The organism is Mucilaginibacter sp. UYNi724, assembly GCF_054057495.1.
Genome location: NZ_JBSRZI010000017.1, coordinates 39,391 through 52,870 on the forward strand (window position 1 = coordinate 39,391; position 13,480 = coordinate 52,870).

General features: G+C 43.5%; 15 protein-coding genes. 6 read left to right on the forward strand and 9 right to left on the reverse strand.

Going from position 1 to position 13,480, the window contains the following annotated elements; genetic code table 11:
• Window positions 1-44 precede the first annotated feature (44 nt).
• Window positions 45-314: a hypothetical protein gene (locus tag ACVW0P_RS19560; RefSeq protein WP_457133562.1), complete on the forward strand. Its 270-nt coding sequence runs from the start codon at window positions 45-47 to the stop codon at window positions 312-314.
• A gap of 19 nt (window positions 315-333) precedes the next feature.
• Here ACVW0P_RS19560 and ACVW0P_RS19565 read toward each other — a convergent pair whose 3' ends face one another.
• From ACVW0P_RS19565 to ACVW0P_RS19580, 4 genes are read right to left on the reverse strand one after another with little or no spacing between them, the layout of a single operon-like run.
• Window positions 334-1,266 (reverse strand): hypothetical protein, encoded by a 933-nt coding sequence (locus ACVW0P_RS19565; protein WP_457133563.1) that lies wholly within the window; start codon window positions 1,264-1,266, stop codon window positions 334-336.
• Between the two features lie 39 nt (window positions 1,267-1,305).
• Complete coding sequence (locus tag ACVW0P_RS19570) at window positions 1,306-1,953, reverse strand: uridine kinase family protein (protein WP_457133564.1); 648 nt, start codon at window positions 1,951-1,953, stop codon at window positions 1,306-1,308.
• On the reverse strand, window positions 1,946-2,947 hold the full coding sequence (locus tag ACVW0P_RS19575; RefSeq protein WP_457133565.1) for a DPBB and LysM peptidoglycan-binding domain-containing protein: 1,002 nt from the start codon (window positions 2,945-2,947) through the stop codon (window positions 1,946-1,948). Before ACVW0P_RS19575 ends, ACVW0P_RS19570 begins: the two co-directional genes overlap by 8 nt.
• Window positions 2,948-2,968: 21 nt before the next feature.
• Window positions 2,969-3,724, reverse strand: a complete 756-nt coding sequence (locus tag ACVW0P_RS19580) for a DUF4905 domain-containing protein (protein WP_457133566.1) — start codon at window positions 3,722-3,724, stop codon at window positions 2,969-2,971.
• 101 nt (window positions 3,725-3,825) lie between these two features.
• On the opposite strand from ACVW0P_RS19580, the gene ACVW0P_RS19585 reads away from it, so the two are divergent.
• Window positions 3,826-4,305 (forward strand): Dps family protein, encoded by a 480-nt coding sequence (locus ACVW0P_RS19585; protein ID WP_457133567.1) that lies wholly within the window; start codon window positions 3,826-3,828, stop codon window positions 4,303-4,305.
• A 119-nt stretch (window positions 4,306-4,424) separates the two neighbouring features.
• Here ACVW0P_RS19585 and ACVW0P_RS19590 read toward each other — a convergent pair whose 3' ends face one another.
• Together ACVW0P_RS19590 and ACVW0P_RS19595 are read right to left on the reverse strand one after the other, a co-directional pair.
• On the reverse strand, window positions 4,425-5,903 hold the full coding sequence (locus ACVW0P_RS19590; RefSeq protein WP_457133568.1) for a hypothetical protein: 1,479 nt from the start codon (window positions 5,901-5,903) through the stop codon (window positions 4,425-4,427).
• A gap of 26 nt (window positions 5,904-5,929) precedes the next feature.
• Window positions 5,930-6,793 (reverse strand): hypothetical protein, encoded by an 864-nt coding sequence (locus tag ACVW0P_RS19595; protein WP_457133569.1) that lies wholly within the window; start codon window positions 6,791-6,793, stop codon window positions 5,930-5,932.
• 106 nt (window positions 6,794-6,899) lie between these two features.
• Between ACVW0P_RS19595 and proS the strand changes: the two genes are divergently transcribed.
• The 4 genes from proS (at window position 6,900) to ACVW0P_RS19615 (ending at window position 11,055) form a co-directional block, all read left to right on the forward strand.
• Window positions 6,900-8,372 (forward strand): proline--tRNA ligase, encoded by a 1,473-nt coding sequence (gene proS, locus ACVW0P_RS19600; protein ID WP_457133570.1) that lies wholly within the window; start codon window positions 6,900-6,902, stop codon window positions 8,370-8,372.
• Window positions 8,373-8,456: 84 nt separating this feature from the next.
• On the forward strand, window positions 8,457-9,596 hold the full coding sequence (locus ACVW0P_RS19605; RefSeq protein ID WP_457133571.1) for a cystathionine gamma-synthase: 1,140 nt from the start codon (window positions 8,457-8,459) through the stop codon (window positions 9,594-9,596).
• An 80-nt stretch (window positions 9,597-9,676) separates the two neighbouring features.
• On the forward strand, window positions 9,677-10,531 hold the full coding sequence (locus ACVW0P_RS19610; RefSeq protein ID WP_457133572.1) for a TIGR02757 family protein: 855 nt from the start codon (window positions 9,677-9,679) through the stop codon (window positions 10,529-10,531).
• A 155-nt stretch (window positions 10,532-10,686) separates the two neighbouring features.
• Window positions 10,687-11,055, forward strand: coding sequence for a DUF5655 domain-containing protein (locus tag ACVW0P_RS19615; protein ID WP_457133573.1), 369 nt, complete (start codon window positions 10,687-10,689; stop codon window positions 11,053-11,055).
• Between the two features lie 58 nt (window positions 11,056-11,113).
• On the opposite strand, the gene ACVW0P_RS19620 is transcribed toward ACVW0P_RS19615, so the two are convergent.
• From ACVW0P_RS19620 to ACVW0P_RS19630, 3 genes are all read right to left on the reverse strand, one after another.
• Window positions 11,114-12,649: a DUF4394 domain-containing protein gene (locus tag ACVW0P_RS19620; RefSeq protein WP_457133574.1), complete on the reverse strand. Its 1,536-nt coding sequence runs from the start codon at window positions 12,647-12,649 to the stop codon at window positions 11,114-11,116.
• Between the two features lie 63 nt (window positions 12,650-12,712).
• A complete protein-coding gene (locus tag ACVW0P_RS19625) occupies window positions 12,713-13,045 on the reverse strand; it encodes a hypothetical protein (protein WP_457133575.1) in 333 nt (110 codons plus the stop codon).
• A gap of 72 nt (window positions 13,046-13,117) precedes the next feature.
• A complete protein-coding gene (locus ACVW0P_RS19630) occupies window positions 13,118-13,408 on the reverse strand; it encodes a hypothetical protein (protein ID WP_354431925.1) in 291 nt (96 codons plus the stop codon).
• Window positions 13,409-13,480 lie beyond the last annotated feature (72 nt).

The window sequence follows — 13,480 nt, forward strand, 5'->3', positions numbered from 1 at the left end:
GGATAATACAAAGAGAACACCATCATGCCGGTACTAATTTGCTAATGACATCTACTACTAACGATCCTTTAGATTTTCTTAATAATTCTCAAGGGATACAGACCGGCAACCAGGCAGATCTGATCCAGAAATTATTGTACGAAATTATAAGGGTTAAGGAGCTTATTACCTATTACGATTCCATCCCCAACGGGGCAGGACAGCTCGGCTCTTCTATTTTGAACGAACTGGTTACCGAAGCCTACAATTCTCTAGTAAACTACGATACCATCCTCATGAAAAAGTATTATGATCTGCTGCTTAACTGCGATTGATACTTAAATTAGTGATTGCTTATCTCTTTCGAAATTGCCACCATTTGTTCTTTGTATTTATTATTGGTGTTTCTGCTTTTGGCGATTCTTTTTCAACCGACTTAGTTTCAATATGTTCACTTTCAGTTAAAGTGAATTCTTTCATGATATCTAAATAAGCCTCTTTTTCAATTGGTTGGAGTATATATTGAGCTTCGTCAAGCCTTGTTAGCACAAGAGATGGGTGTTGTATGAATTGTTGGCGATTAATCCTTGATATTTCACCAACAGTTGCCCGCAATACAACCCAATCTGATTTTTGCAGTAACAATTTATGGCCTGGTAATAAAACTTGAAAAGTTTGTGTGCCTTCAGGAAAATCTGCTTCCATGAGGGTTGGCACTTTTAATTCATCTATAGTATATTCAATAAATTGTATTTTTTTAATTTCATCCGTTAAACGGTCAGCGAATTGCTCTTCATTAGGCTGGTCTTTCGAAATTTTGTCTAAAACATAATTCCCGAAATAAAATGGCCTCACGCAGCCCGGCAGTTTAATTTCGCCACTCTGCTTCAAAATAAATTTCAATGCATCAACACCGTTGAATCGGAATGAATGTGCCCAGTCTGTACCGAATTGAATTTCAAATTCTTCCAAAGAAGTTTCCTCATAAAATTCTGGCGAAATCGTTGAATTATTGATACGCGCAATTGCCATTGCAAATTTTGCAGCCAACATATAATCAGCTTCACTTACAAAAGTGTTTAATTCTATATCATAAGCTTCATTACCAACTGTAAGCGCTACACCGCGAGATGATTCATAGTCCAGGTAAAATTTATTGTAGCCGGCAACAACATCCTCGGGGTTAATATCTCCATTTACGCGAACGTTATTCGGAATAAAGCTGTTTTCAAGCAGTTGCTTATAGGTAATATCTTGATTGTTATTTATGAAGATGTGATAACTCATACGTCTAAGTTACCACTATTGTAGACTCCATCTTAAAATTTATCCGTTAGTTTCGCCAAAAACCTTCTCACGCAACTCTTTTGAGATCTCATCAGTTATCTTGATAATATCGGCAGCTTCCTGGGTGTTGTTGATGACGATCTTGTCGCACGCTTCGCGGTAGGGTAGTAAGTACTCTTTATAAGCCGGTACAACGTGGTTTACCCATTTGTAGTACGCATCTTCGTTAGAGTAGCCGCGTTCTTCCAGGTCGCGTTTAAGGCGGCGTTGTAGGGCGATGTGTTCGTCGGCCTCAATAAATATGGTCATATCAAGTACTTCCTTGATTTTACCGAAGTGCATAATAAAAAGGCCTTCCACAATAATTATAGGTGCGGGCTTTATCTCCAGCATCTTGGGGACAGCATTTTGGTTATTAAAGGTGTACTCCTGCTTCATAAAAGATTCGCCCTTTAATAGCTTGAAAATATCATTTTCAAAGTGGTCATGATCTATAGTAGATGGTAGATCGAAGTTATAATCACGGTTCTCCAGTTTGGTCATGTTATGCGCCACGGAAAAATAGTAATCATCTTGTGATACCAGGCACACTTCGTCATCGCCGAAGTGTTTAAGGAAGGATTTTAAAAAGAAGGTTTTGCCGCTTCCGCTGCCACCGGCAACGCCAATTACATAAGGTTTATTCATTAGGTGTACCGTAGCTGATATTTACATGAAAACGTTTGTCTAGCGCGCCTAATGCTTCAGCAACATTTTTGGTCATCACTACTACCGCATCCTTGGTAGACTGGCTATCTGTAAAACGGCCAACTACTTTGGCAAAGGTGGTGCGGTTATTCATAGGGTTAGTTATGCGCATAACGGTGCCTATAGGGGCGGTGCGATGTAATACGAGTTTCTTGTTAGGGTCAAGGCTGGCATCGTCTATCCATGTAGCTACGCCTTTTTCATTTTTTTCAAACAGGCCGTATTTGTTGCTTCCCGGTTTACGTGATGCGCTATCAATAGGCGAGGCAACGTAAGTTGAGTCGCGCTTAACGGTATCAACGTGCGCCTGGGCTGTTACAACAGGCTGTACCTGCACTTGCGGGGCAGGTGTACCATTAGGCACAATTAAAATCTGGCCGGGTGTAAGGTTGATCGATTTTAATTTGTTTAGGGTAGTAAGGACCTCAACAGTAGTATTAAAACGTTTAGCTATGGCATAAAGCGTTTCGTGTGCCGATACTTTGTACTCTTGCGTGTTTGGCGTTGTAGCAGGAACAATTGCAGGCGGTTGAACAGTCTTTTGTGCCTGCTGTTGCTGGGTTACTACGGGAGTTTTAACAGGTGCCTGCTCAACAGGTTTAGCAATAACAGGTGCTTGTTGTACCGGTTTGGTCTGCGGCTGTGATACAGCTGCTGTTGGCTTATCGTTTTCAACTATCGAACGCTCGGTAGGTACTTTAATGATCTGGCCAATTTGCATTTTGGCGTTATTATTAAAAGTTTGGATAAACTTTGGGCTAACACCATATTTACGGCCAAGCGAGTAGTAATTGTCTTTAGCGTCGAGTTTATGCAGGATAACTTTTTTGCCGTTTAGGTTCTCAACACCAACAGAATCGGGCAGGGCCGATGCAAAAAGGATAGAAGTGGAGCTGAGCAAAACAGTGGATAATAGTAGTATTTTAAATTTCATAATAAATTCTTATTCAGTAATTTATATTTTTAAAACTTTTATTTCGGCCTTGTTTTTAATATAAACCAGTGCGTTTTTATGTAATACAAACGCCTCGGGTTGCAATTTTTGTATGTTTTGGTTTAATAAATCGTGGTACACCATATCATTACCTTGCATCACATGCAGGTGCTGTTGTAAAGCCCCGTTTTTTAAAGTGTGCAAAGATACAATTCTGTACCTATTATGGTTTAGATAATGCACCATATTTCCGTGCGGCTCGTGTGGCAAGCTGCCGGGCGCCATGTCTGCTGCGGGCATTAATACAGGTATGACTATATTATTCTCCAAAGGTTTATCCTCCGCAGTATCGTATGGTCTTATAGTTTGCCCAGTAAGCACATCTATCAGCATTAATTTTTTTGGCTGAAAGCTGGTATTATAAACCACCGGGCCGTTGTTAGATAAATGATCGAACGCCAGACTGTAATTGCTCCAAAGCTCTTTTGATGTGGTGGCATCAATAGCTATGATGGCCTTGTGCTCGGGACCGCTTTCGTGCTTATAGTAATGTAAAAGTATAACGCCGTTGTAAATGGCTTCGATGCCCGTAAGCCAGCGTTCGGGTAATGTAAAGTTTGTGAAGTGTACTTCGCCGGTGGCTAAACTGAGCGATGCGAAAGTGGTTTGCTTGTCCGCTTCGTTGCGGATCTCGATAGCCATCGTATCTGTAAGCCCGTCTGTTTGCAAGCGCCAAATGGTGCCGGTGAAGGGTTGGGAGATGAATGGTTGTAGCATTGTCATTAAGTGTGCAAATATGGCTATTTATATCAAAACATATTAACTTTGATAACAAGCCAACCAAAAGGCTGTTATCACATCAAAACCACACACATATCATGGACGCTGAAAAAATTAGCTTAGAAGAAACAAAAGTAAAACCCGTAGTTGACCACCTGAACGAGTTGTTGGCCAACTATCATATCCACTACCAAAAATTACGCGGCTGCCATTGGAACGTTAAAGGCAAAAGCTTTTTTACCCTGCACGTTAAATTTGAGGAGCTATACACCGTAGCTTTAACCACTATAGATGAATTGGCCGAGCGTATCCTTACATTGGGTAAACCCCCGTATAGCACTTTTAACGATTACATCAGCCAATCAACTTTAAAAGAAATCCAAACTATCGGACTAAAAGATACAGATATGGTGAAAGCGCTTATCGAAGATATGGCTGCCCTGATAGAAATGGAACGCCAGATCTTGGATATTACTGCCGATGCCGGCGATGATGGCACCAACGACATGGTGAACCGTTTTATGCAGTTTAAAGAGAAAAATACCTGGATGCTACGATCTTTTGTGAACGAAGATTAAGTTGGAGAGATTAGAAATTAAGTCTAATCAATTAAATAAAAAAGGCGATGAGTTTAACTCATCGCCTTTTTTATTTATGCAAGATTTTGTCTCAAATCTCACATCCGATATCTAAAATCTTAGAAGCGGTATCCCAAAGTTAAGTAACCGTTATTAGCGGTATTTCTTAACATGGCTGCAGGGCTGCCCGCGCCAATATCATAAGGAAAAATGTTTTGTGTGCCTGTAGAGTGAGCGTATGTAGCATCAACATAATATGCACCAAAACGAAGGCCTACCCCGCCGCTGGTGGTTTTTATATCGCTGCCGTTTTCGTTACGGGTATCACCCTGTATGCCGTATCCGCCACGTAGTAAAAAGAAGCTGTTTATACGTGCCTCGGCACCTATGTGTGCATTAACGGCAGATTTATATAGGCCTTTAATTTCGGGGTTGTCCCTTAAATCTGCATCATAATTATCGTTGCTGCTTAAATGCGCGGTACCATAGTCAACATATTCAACATCGCCGGTTATAAAACCAAAGTTTTTAATAAATACTGCTGCACCGCCCGCTAATCTTAGTGGTGTGCGCAGGTTGTAGTTTAATTGATAATCCTGAGACTCGTTGTTGTTGGTAGCATTGTTACCAACTTTTGACGATAGGCTTTCGTAGTAAATATCATCTATATTATAAAAAGTAGGTGATGTGATTGTTGCACCAAGGCGCACAGCTTCAACAGGTTTGTAAATAACACCAACCTTTGCGCTAAAACCTGTACCGGTGGTAGCCTGGTTTTGTGAGTATGCCGAATTATAAGCGCGGTTCACAGGTGCACCACCTTCTAAAACTGATACATTTCCATCCTCATAAAACGTGTTATAAGAATTATACTTAATATCTGTAAAGCTTAAACCAAAACCTAAGTATAGCTTGTTACTATAGTTAGCGCCCACCGAAAAATCTACGGACGACTGGCTGCCAGAACGGTTGTAAACAGCTTCCTGGGCAGTTGAGCCAACGTTGTTTGGCCTGTACTCAGATGTGGTCGGCGTGATATTATAAAGGTCTATCAATTGATGATCATATGCCCAGCCTGCCAGGCTACCCTCATCAATACCAAATTGGTTTGCTTGCGATGCGTAATAATTGTTGATAGAATTTGATCCATTGTTACCGCTGTAGCGGATATTTTGGTTGAAATTGTTGGTACGGCTAAAGCTTACACCATAGTTGGCGCTCAACCAGCCTTTATTTTTATCGGCACCGGCCGGTTTGGATAGCTGGTTATAAATTACAATAGCCGCGTTGTTTAAGTTAAAGTTGTTGCGGGTTGTTGTAGTCTTATTATTAAAATAATTAGCCTCTGTTTTGTTGTTATCATAACCGGGGGTGATGCTAAACTCCGAACGGGTAAAAAAGCCCAGGCCGGCAGGGTTACCACTTACATTGCTTAAGTCGCCGCCAACCGCGGTACCTGCGCCGCCAACCGCTTTTATGCGCGATGTTGTACCTGTTGTAGTTTGCGAAAACCTTACGGCATCTTGCGAGTATTGGGCAAAAGTATTTTGGGTAAATGCTACTATAGCAATTACACTTAGTATGTATTTAAATTTCATAAAATGAGTTGGGTTGATGTTAATAGTTAGTTCCTTGCAGGCCTGCCGCCACCGCCGCCGCCACCAGAGCTACGGCCACCGCCGCCGCCGCCATATGATGATGTAGATGGTGCAGAACGTTCAACGCTTGGTGTATAAGTAGGCCTGTCGGTACGTACACCACGTGTTGCACGCGCATCTCCGGAAACATTCCTGCCATCGGCAGAGCTAACGCCACGGGAGCCCCTGTTTGGGATATAACCTATACCGTTGGTATTGGTACCACCGCGGCCGCCAAATGCCGTACGGCCCTGGTTGCCGAAAGAACTACCCGGGCTGCCGTTACCCCTGTAAGGGCGCGGGTTGCTGCGGTATGCAGAGTAACCGCCCCAAAAGCCGCTACCATAACCGTAACCTGTTCCCCAGAACGAGTATGGAGAGTAGCCGCCGTACCCATAACCACCCCAAGGGTAGCCATAACCAAAACCGCCACCATAACCTAAGCCACCGTAGTATGGTGAACCGTAACCAAAACCACCATAACCACCGCCGTAACCAAAGCCTAAGCCAATGTTCCAGCCGCCGCCGTAACCGTAGCCAAGGCCGCCGTAACCGCCATAGCCATAATATAAGTTGTCGTAATAGCCAAAAGGGGAGTAATAGCCAAAACGGTTTATGCGCGATGCATAATCGTCATAGTAAAAGTAATCGTCTTCATCGGTTTCATCGTCGCCGTCCTGGTTGTACTGCTGGTCCCGGGTGATGTACACCGGCTCTTCGGCAGCTGTCGCGTGCGAGAAATAAACGTCGTCGTTGTTATTTTTAGAAGTGGATGCGGTTTTGTTAACGGAGCAGGAACTCAGCGCCACCGCGCCGATCAAAATCATTCCTTTAATAAGGTTCCTATTCATTTTTGTAAGGATGTAAAGTTCTAAGGTCAAATAAACGTATAAATTTATAAATTTGGGCGTTATTAATATTAATAACAAAGTCAATTTCTATTTCAAAATCCAATATATGAGCAAAGGTGTTATAAGTAAAGACGAAGATTATTCGAAATGGTTTAACGAGCTAGTAATTAAATCTGACATGGCCGAATATTCGCCTGTCAAAGGTTGTATGATCATTAAACCTTACGGGTATTCTATCTGGGAAAAGATCCAGGCTGTGCTCGATAAAATGTTTAAAGAGACGGGGCATGTTAACGCATATTTCCCATTGCTTATACCAAAATCATTCTTCTCTAAAGAAGCCGCACACGTAGAGGGCTTTGCTAAAGAATGTGCCGTGGTTACTCACTACAGGCTAAAGAACGATGGAACAGGTAATATTGTTGTGGATGAAGATGCAAAATTAGAGGAAGAATTAATCATCCGCCCTACATCAGAAACCATCATCTGGAACACCTACCGCGGGTGGATCCAAAGCTACCGCGATCTGCCTATCCTGGTAAACCAATGGGCCAACGTAATGCGCTGGGAAATGCGTACCCGTTTGTTCTTGCGTACCAGCGAATTTTTATGGCAAGAGGGTCACACCGCCCACGCAACATCACAAGAAGCCATAGCAGAAACCGAACAAATGCTGGAAGTTTATGCAGATTTCGCCGAAAACTGGATGGCATTACCGGTAGTTAAAGGCCGTAAAACGCCAAACGAACGTTTTGCAGGCGCGTTAGATACTTATTGCATCGAGGCTTTGATGCAGGACGGTAAGGCATTGCAGGCAGGCACATCGCACTTTTTAGGGCAAAACTTTGCCAAGGCATTTGATGTAAAATTCACCAATAAAGAAAACTTACAGGATTTTGTCTGGGCGACTTCATGGGGGGTGTCGACCCGTTTAATAGGTGCGTTGATCATGGCCCATTCTGATGATGCTGGTTTGGTATTGCCGCCAAAACTGGCGCCTATACAGGTTGTTGTTGTACCGATATACAAGCACGACGAAGAACTTGAGAACATTACAACGTTTGTAAATGCATTAACAAAAGAGTTGCGTGCAAAAGATATCAGCATAAAATTTGATAAACGCGATACCCACCGCCCGGGTGCCAAGTTTGCCGAGTACGAATTAAAAGGTGTGCCTCTGCGCGTTGCCATTGGCAGCCGCGATATGCAGAACGGTACGGTTGAATTGGCGCGTAGAGATACCAAAACCAAAGAAACTGTAAACCAGGAAGGCCTTGCCGCACACATCGAAGCATTGTTGGAAGAGATCCAGGCGAATATCTACAAAAAGGCCTCAGATTTCCGTGCAGAAAACACTACTGAGGTGGATAGCTATGATGAATTTAAACGCTTGTTAGATGAGCAACCTGGTTTTATATCTGCCCATTGGGACGGCACATCAGAAACCGAGCAAAAGATAAAAGATGAAACTAAGGCTACAATCCGTTGCATACCTTTGAACAATAAACAAGAAGCAGGCAAGTGCATTCTTACAGGTAACCCGTCTACACAGAGGGTGTTATTTGCGAGGGCGTATTAATTTTTAGTGCGGAGTGCGGGAGTAAGGAGCGGGATAAACACACTTCGTTCCCCCGCACCCCGCACAGTTAACCACTCACCAACCATGAAATTCGGAACTAAAGCAATACACGCAGGGCAGGAGCCCGACCCAACTACCGGCGCTATCATGACGCCGATATACCAGACATCCACCTACTGGCAAAAATCGCCGGGCGATAATAAGGGTTATGAGTACTCGCGCGGTACAAACCCAACCCGCAAGGCATTAGAGGATTGTTTGGCTGCCTTGGAAAATGCTCAATACGGACTGGCCTTCTCAAGCGGTATGGGCGCTACTGATGCGGTGATGAAACTGCTGGCCCCCGGCGATGAGGTAATAACAGGTAACGACCTTTACGGGGGATCGTACCGTATCTTTACCAAGATCTACGCTAACTATGGTATCAAATTCCATTTCCTTGATCTGTCGAACCCTGACATTATCAACGAGTATGTGAATGACAAAACCAAACTGGTTTGGATAGAAACCCCAACCAACCCAACCATGCAGGTGGTAGATATCGAGGCGGTGGGCAAAATAACCAAAGTCAAAAATTTGCTGTTTGTGGTGGATAATACATTTGCTTCGCCATACCTGCAAAACCCTATTGATATGGGTGCCGATGTGGTTATGCACTCGGTTACCAAATATATTGGCGGCCACAGTGATGTGGTAATGGGTGCCCTAATGCTGAACGACGAAGAGCTTTATAAAAAGCTTTGGTTTATATACAATGCCTGCGGTGCTACACCCGGCCCAATGGATAGCTTTTTGGTATTACGCGGTATAAAAACCCTGCACCTGCGTATGAAAGCCCATTGCGAAAACGGCCGCCAGGTTGCCGAGTTTTTGAAAGATCACCCACGGGTAGAGAAAATTTATTGGCCGGGCTTCCCCGATTCTAAAAACCACGATGTCGCTAAAAAGCAGATGCGTGATTTTGGCGGGATGATCTCCATCGTATTAAAAGACGCGACTTTAGAAGATACCTACCGTATTGCCGGCTCATTCAAAGTGTTCGCGCTGGCAGAATCTTTAGGCGGTGTAGAATCATTGATAAATCACCCCGTAAGCATGACCCACGGCAGCATCCCCAAAGCCGAACGCGACAAAGCCGGCGTAGTAGATAACCTGTTGCGTCTAAGTGTAGGGGTAGAAGATATTGAAGATTTGTTAGAAGATTTGAAACAGGCGTTGGCGTAGTTAGTATCAAGTATTTAGTATCACGTATCAAGATTTGTTTTGGTCTCGATACTAACTACTTGATACTCGATACTGAAAGAATGAACGATAACCTAAAAGCCTTCCTCGACGCTAAAGTAACCCAATACAACCGCCCGGAGTTTATAGCAAACGACCCGGTGAGCATCCCGCACATGTTTAGCCGGAAACAGGATATCGAGATCATGGGGTTTTGGGCGGCTACGCTGGCCTGGGGGCAGCGGGTTACGATCATTAATAAGTGCAAGGAACTTATTACCCTGATGGATGGCGCGCCTTACGATTTTATCATCAATCATGAGGAACCCGACCTAAAGAAATTACTTCATTTTAAACACCGCACCTTTAATGATATAGATACGCTATATTTTATCTCGTTTTTTAGGTGGCATTACGAGCATTTTGAAAGTTTAGAGGACGCGTTCGTGCCCTCAAATAAATTTGTCGTCCCCAAAGATAGTGAAGGATCCATCAGCACTACAGGTCTCCGCCAGGCTCAGACTAATGTAGGTGCCGAAGCTGCACTTAACCATTTTCGTTCCTATTTCTTTTCCCTGCCCGATTTTCCGCACCGTACAAAAAAGCATGTGTCGTCGCCCTCGCAGAAATCTACTTGCAAGCGGCTTAACATGTATCTGCGCTGGATGGTGCGTAAGGATGATAACGGCGTTGATTTCGGCATCTGGACCAAACTGAAACCCGCCGACCTCATTTGCCCTTGTGATCTGCATGTAGACCGTGTAGCCCGCAAGCTAAAACTCATTAACCGCAAACAAACCGACTGGCAAACCGCGCTCGAACTAACCGGACGCCTCAAAGAATTTGACCCTACCGATCCCGTTAAATATGATTTCGCCCTGTTTGGTTTGGGTATAGAAGAGCGCTGGGGAAAAGAGGGGATATTGCCGGAGTTTTAGAATAAAGCTCGTTACCCTGTCATTTCGAGGGAAGCGCAGCGACGAGAAATCTTCTACGCCCTATCACTCAAGCGCAAATATTCTATCGAACAAGATTTCTCCTCGTACCTCGTTCGAAATGACAATAGTTTTTTATTTTAGTAAAAACTAACGACGTGATATCATCCAAAGAGCAGAACTTATCCGATTTCCTCGACGGTAAAAGCGAGCATACGCTTGCCCTGTTCAATCATTTTTTAAATAGCTTTAATGCCATAGGGCCAATAGAAGCAGTGCCGCTTAAAAGTATGATAGGGTTGGATAACGGCACGAAACGCATTGTTTACATCACCCAATTGGGAAAGAACTTTATACATGTGGTTTTTCCGTTTAAGCAGGAATATCCGGATAATCTTTGTTTTCAAAAAATAGCGCAAGTGCCGGGGCAGCGGCAGTTCAATCACCATTTCAGGATGCTTATGCCTGAAGATTTAAATGAAGAGGTGTTGACCTTTATGAAATTAGCCTTCGACGAAAAGCCCTAATAAAAGAAAATCCCTGCATGTTTGATGCAGGGATTTTCTTCAAAAGTACCGTCTAAAATTAAAATCCTAAGCCTAATGTAAATGCCTTAACCGTGCCTGTAAGTGTTGCGCCTGCAATTGCTGCGCCTGTGGTTAAGTTAATGGTGTAAACCTTGGTTACGCCACTAACAGTTAGCAAAGCATAAGCAGTACCACTGGTACTGCCAATGTCAAAACCGTTGGCCACAGCTGCGTTAACTCCCAATGCACCTATAGCGGTAAGTGTACCGTTATTTGGCGGGTCTTGCTTGTAAAGCATATTGTTTTGGGTATCTATATCAAACAATGTAGTTGTGGTTGCACCCGCGAAGTTGTTAGTGTACGCCGCACCAGTTATAGATGATCCAGCTGTTAAGATGCCGTCTGTAGCGGCCAGGGTGCCATCGTTAGGGTTAAGTCTTAAGTTTTGCCCCAGGTTACTCACCAAACGGATACGATCTACAGTAGGGTTAAAATCAAAACCAAAATCCGTTCCCAACAGTGGTGCCTGTGCTGTACCTACCTGCGCTGCAACGCCTGATGATGCGTTAATGGTGTACAATCTGCCGGTGCTGCCTATGGCGTAAAGCTGTCCGTTAACGGGGCGCATGTCCATCCCCAGGATGTTCTCGCCTGCCTGTATTCCAGTTATCGCTTTTGCAACAGGGACAGGGTTTGTTGGGTTAAATATCACCAGTTCGTTAGCCGCGCTGATGGCGTAAGCCACCGGTTGTGTAGGGATAGCGATTGAAGTAACCACGCTGGTAAAATCGTTCTTGATCTTTGTAGCTTTACCGGTTTCCAAATTAATGCTATATAAACTCGACTTATTATCTTTATTTAATACCGCCAAAGCAGTTGCACCATCGGGGCTAATGTCAAAGCCGCCAACACTTTGTACATCAAAACCCAGTTTGCCTATCTCTACCAGCATGCCGTTGTTTGGCGGGTCTTGTTTGTAAAGTTTATCGTTGGCAACGTCAATTACAAATAATACGGTTGTTGCTGCGCCCGCTTTATTGTTGGTGTATGCGGCAGCGGTAACTGTAGCGCCTGTTGCACCGTTTATTACGCCATCGGTAAAGGCTACCGTGCCGGTCTCAGGATTTAAGCGCAGGTTTTGCCCTGTTGTACTCACCAGGCGGATCCTGTCAACCGTAGGGTTAAAATCAAACCCAACCGCCGCGCCATCAATAGCAGGCGTAAATGCTGATGTGCCAATTGCACGTGCTACAGCAGTTTCGGTATTGATAACGTAAATACGGCTGGTGCTGCCCACGCCGTAAAGCTGGCCGGTCGCCGGCCTAAAGTCTATCGCCAGGATTTTTTCATCGGCCTGTAACCCGGTTATAGCGGTATTTTTTGTTACCGATGCTGCGTTTTTTGCATTCGCGCTGATTAGTTGGTTATCCAGCGTTACCGCGAAAAAAGGTACATCCGGCCCGGCAATTGTTTCGTCAATTACTACAGGTGGGGTAACTGTTATTTTATCTTTTTTGCAAGATGTTGCTACAAGTACAATGGCTGCCGCGCATAGTATGCCCAGCTTTTTTATAGAAAAGTTAAATGTTTTCATGTTTGATAGGTGTTATTAATTTACAATTTATGTAAGCCAAAAAGGCCTTATGATGTGTGTAAACTAAGCCCTATCTGGCGGTGGGATGGAAATAGTTTGGTAATAAGTTGAACGATAGTTATTGCTGTACGCGGTTAAATGTACAACATAAGTATGCCACAGATTATCATAGGTGTTGTTGGAATAAAAGCTGGCAAATTCTTTTTCAAAAGGTGCAGCGTTGTTTTTTTTTACGCCATCATTATCGTTTTCTTCGGTAGTTGCTGATGCTTCTTTTGCAGATAACTTGCCGGCAGCAAATACCGGCGCAGCAATTTTGCATCCTATAAACAGGATCAAAACAATGCTTACCGCAACGCGCAAAAAATTGTACCGGTTAAATAATGCAGCTATCACAAATAATATCTATAGGTATAATGTTACCTATAGATACGCAAATGCTGAATTGCTGGATTTTAGAAAAGAAATTTAGGATTTAACATGCTCCACCACAACGGTTGGTTGGCGCTCGCCCTCGTCCATACGCACTAATTTGCCATCAACAAAATAGTAATATACATAGGTGTAACGATCACCATTTTGCCCGGCTATTTTTTTGTAAACAGTACGTTCTTCAGATTGCTCTACCATGGTTGTGAGCCATTTATCTTTGGATTTAAATTCTGCTTCGGACGTTCCAAGTGCAAAAGTTCTGTTTTGCATCATGCAACCCGATAAAACAACAATAGCAAGTAGTAAGGCAAGGAATAGCTTTTTCATAGAATAAGGTATAAATTGTATGTTATACCGATATGACTGATGCTTTAAAGGATGGTTTAAGCTCTAATAATG